4 protein-coding genes are annotated in these 3,406 nt (G+C 60.7%); all 4 read right to left on the reverse strand.

All coding sequences use genetic code 11. The features are described 5' to 3' along the window. A partial coding sequence (locus AC2VNK_RS09770) for a gamma-glutamyltransferase family protein (RefSeq protein ID WP_486883610.1) occupies positions 1-1,514 on the reverse strand: 1,514 nt, incomplete at its 3' end. 44 nt (positions 1,515-1,558) lie between these two features. After that, the gene (locus AC2VNK_RS09775; protein WP_486883611.1) at positions 1,559-2,167 is read right to left on the reverse strand and encodes a nucleotidyltransferase family protein; all 609 of its coding nucleotides are present in this window, start codon (positions 2,165-2,167) and stop codon (positions 1,559-1,561) included. Positions 2,168-2,175: 8 nt separating this feature from the next. Beyond that, positions 2,176-2,562: an oxalurate catabolism protein HpxZ gene (gene hpxZ / locus AC2VNK_RS09780; protein ID WP_291521987.1), complete on the reverse strand. Its 387-nt coding sequence runs from the start codon at positions 2,560-2,562 to the stop codon at positions 2,176-2,178. Between the two features lie 13 nt (positions 2,563-2,575). After that, on the reverse strand, positions 2,576-3,406 hold an 831-nt coding region (locus AC2VNK_RS09785), incomplete at its 5' end, for an amidase family protein (RefSeq protein ID WP_486883612.1).

Below are 3,406 nucleotides of genomic sequence, written 5' to 3' on the forward strand. Positions count from 1 at the left end.
TGCGGGTCACGCGCTACCATACCCGCGTGACCCATAAAATCACTGTAATCGGGCACCCACGATAGCTGATGTCCCCAGCGGCGCAAATCCTCGAAAACGGCGCGGGGATATCGCCGCTCCAGACGCAAACCCGCCGAAGCTTCCCCCCAGGTACGCCCGTATAGCCAGCGCGGACTGGCTACCGACTCGGCGAGGGAAAGCTCATATTGCTTGACGCGCATGAGCAGCGCTGCCTGGGTTTGGGGTTGGCCATCCCCCCCCATGCTGCCGTAGGCGAGTTGCACTCGCCCCTGCTCGGCATAGAGCGCTGGATTAAGGGTATGAAAGGGGCGTTTCCGAGGCTCCAGTACATTGACGTGTCCCGGTTCCAGAGAAAAGGCACAGCCGCGATTATTCCACAGCACCCCGGTATTGCCCGCCACCACGCCAGTGCCAAACTCGTGGTAGAGGCTCTGAATCACGCTCACCATCCGCCCTTGCCCATCCACCACCCCAAACCAGACCGTGTCACCTTTGGCGAGTCCAATGGGCGGCAGAGGCATCGCGATAAGGGGATGTATCTCTCTGGCGCAGCCATCCAGAAAATCCGGATTCAGCAATGACGCGATATCCGCATCGCCAAAGTCAGGATCAGCTACTAGCTGGTCCCGGTACTTAAAAGCCAGTTTGGTGATTTCTACCGTGTGATGAATCAGCTCCGCGCCCAGATGATCTCCGTTGTTGAGTCCAACTCGATTCAGCAGGGCGAGGATCATAAGTGAGGCTACCCCTTGGGTGGGCGGCGGCATATTGATAGCCTCGCCGACACCGAAGGCGGTGCGCAACGGTTCCACCCAGCGCGGCTTGAAGGCTTGCAAATCGGCCTCTGTCAGCAGACTGCCTGCGGCTTTGAGACCCTTTGCCATTTGCCAGGCGAGCGGGCCGTGATAAAAAGCCTCTGCACCATTCTCCGCCAGCGTCCCGAGCGTTTGTGCCAGCGCTCGTTGACTCCATAGTTTCCCGGTTGGCATTATCTCTCCCCCCGGCATGTACTGCGCCGCAAAACCCGACTGTTGACGGAGCGTGTCACCAAATCTGGTGAGGGTATGGTGCTGGTTTAGGCTGAGCGGAAAACCGGTGGCGGCGTAGCAATAGGCGCTCTCCAGCAAATCGGACCAGGATTTACGGCCCCGCCAGCGATCCCTGGAGAGCCTAAACGCCGCGCCCCATCCGCCCACCGCACCCGGCACCGTCAAGGCGGACAAGCCACCACGGAATGGAATCTCGCGCAGCCCCCGGTCACGAAACAGCGCTGCCGAATAGCGTCGTCCCGCCGGTCCGGCGGCGGCCAATCCGCGCACCGTGTGCGCATCGCCGTCCGAGATCAGCCAGAACCCATCGCCCCCCAGTCCGTTCATGTGGGGATAGACCACCGAGAGGGTCGATGCCACCGCGATGCCCGCCTCTATGGCATTACCACCGCTACGCAAAATAGCGGCCCCGGCCTCGGCCGCCAGCGCGTGCGGAGCACTCACGGCACCACCCTCCGAGCTCGCCGATAAGGAGATTTGAATGGATTTCACAGAATGGACCTCAGTTTGTGACGCGCTGAACACCATTCCCGGCGGGTGTTTAGCCGGGAATAACGTAAAAAGTGGTTCCACGGCAAGCGAATATGCTCTGCCGCCGACAAATAACCCAGTTGCCGATCTAACCTTGCATCGGCTGCATTCACAGGCACTGCGCAGAGTGACTGTGACCAACACTGCGACACCATCAGCGGATGCCCGCCGCCGCCCCAGCGATCTATCGGACTTGCTGCCGCAATATTCGGAGCATGCGCGATGCGCCGCAGTTGCCTGAGCCACGGCGCGGGTGGCAAAATCGTGTCTACCGGCACCACTAGTGCGGGGCCAGATGGATTATGCAGCCCCACTTGGAGCGTCGAGAAAGGCCCATGCCTTGCCCGAAAGTTATGCCGTCTCATGGCACGGCGATGCAGACAAGCCAAAACCCGCCGTGGCCGGTACCCCGTCACCAGATACACCGGGGCAAACCCCGCCTGCCGCAGGATATCCACCTGCCGGTCAATCCAGCTCCGGCCATCGCCGGGCAGACGTCTGCACGCTTTGTGCTGTCGTCCGGAGCGCCGGGACTGGCCGCCCGCCAGAATGATGGCTGCATCCATGCTGCGGCTTAAGTTGCCTTCGGCATCAAGCTCACATGCGCCGCGACGACACGCCAACCCTCTGGCGTGCGTATCCAGGTCTGACTTTGTCGGCCATGCACCTGTTCGCGCCGGAACTCCGTGTTGGCAGTCGCAAAGCCTTGTCCATAGGTGGTGATCGTCGTATTGACCAACTCCCGATGCAGCGCCGGGGCTGGACGGGATGCCCGAAACTCGGCAATGGCCGCATAGCCGTAGAGATTTTCTGCCACTCCATAGCGCAAGGTGTGTACGCTATTCCAAAATAACTCGTCCAATACATGAACGTCGTTTTCAACCAATGCTTTTTCATAACGGAAAAAAGCGGCCTGCACTTCTTGTAAGACTTCGGGCGCATTGATTTCGGCGTGAACCATGGGATTTTTCCTCTTAGCGGGTGGGGATTGGACTGGTAAATCCGTGCAACTCAAGCTGTCTTGCGACTTTGAATATTCGCGCCTCCTGCCAGGGTGCGGCGATAATCTGGACCCCGATAGGCATCGCCCCCGCACTGGCCACGGGCACCACCACCACCGGGAGACCAATGAAGGAGAGGGGTTGGGTATACAAGCCCAGATGCGGTCGCACCATCATTTGCTCCCCATCCAGTTCCATATAGCGCTGCCCGATGGCGGGCGCCGACATGGGCGTGGCCGGTGCCAGCAGCAGGTCATAGCGCGCGAAAACCTTGAGTACCTCAGCCCGATACCAGCGCCGGAAACGTTGGGCCTGAATATTCCAGGACGCGGGCAATAGCGTACCGGCCAGCATGCGGTCCCGCACGTCCGGATCATAATCGGCAGCGTGATGACGCAAACGGTCCAGATGCAGATTGCTGCTTTCGGCATTGGTGATGAGATAGGCGGCGGCACGTGCCTGCGCGGTTCCGGGAAATTCGACGAGGTCAGTCACATTCAATGCCGCCGCGACCCGCGCCAGTGCCTGCTCCGCTGCTGGCGTCGCCTGTTGGGTGAAATAGCCGGCGGCAATGGCGATTTTCAGGCCGGCGACACCGTCTGCCAGACTTCCACTGACCGCCTCACTCGCCCTATCCGCGCAAACGGGGTCCGCGGCATCGGTCCCTTGCATGGCATCATAGGCCAGAGCGAGATCCGTCACGCTACGCGCCAGCGGGCCGACATGATCGAGACTAGGACAAAAAGGGAAGGCCCCGGCCCGGGACAGGCGGCCATAGGTCGGCTTCAGCCCAAAAATACCGCA

Source organism: Acidithiobacillus sp. TH-A35, assembly GCF_057473505.1.

Excerpts from the sequence above, each read along its gene's own strand:
- AC2VNK_RS09775 (WP_486883611.1), bottom strand. The coding sequence starts at position 2,167 with ATGGATGCAGCCATCATTCTGGCGGGCGGCCAGTCCCGGCGCTCCGGA.
- hpxZ (WP_291521987.1), bottom strand. The coding sequence starts at position 2,562 with ATGGTTCACGCCGAAATCAATGCGCCCGAAGTCTTACAAGAAGTGCAG.